We start from the raw sequence: 206 nt of genomic DNA, 5'->3' as shown, positions 1-206 counted from the left end.
ATTCGCCGTCACGATCTCGAAGCTGTTCTTCCCGACCGACAATCCGACCACGTCGCTACTGATCGCCCTCGGCAGCTTCGGCATCTCGTACTTAATGCGCCCGCTCGGGGCGATCGTGCTCGGCCTCTATGCGGACAGGGGCGGCCGCAAGCCCGCACTGATGCTGTCGATAATGCTGATGATGGTCGGGGCCCTCATGATGGTGG

The 206-nt window shown here is 62.1% G+C and carries 1 protein-coding gene; it reads left to right on the top strand.

Annotated features, from left to right (window positions below; all coding sequences use genetic code 11):
- The coding region (locus MFF64_RS37765) for an MFS transporter (protein ID WP_238194253.1) at positions 1-206 on the top strand (206 nt) is incomplete at both ends.

It is taken from the genome of Methylobacterium frigidaeris (assembly GCF_022179185.1).
GTDB lineage: Bacteria > Pseudomonadota > Alphaproteobacteria > Rhizobiales > Beijerinckiaceae > Methylobacterium > Methylobacterium frigidaeris.
Note: the sequence above shows the minus strand (reverse complement) of the source record. Positions and strands in the feature narration are given on the sequence as shown.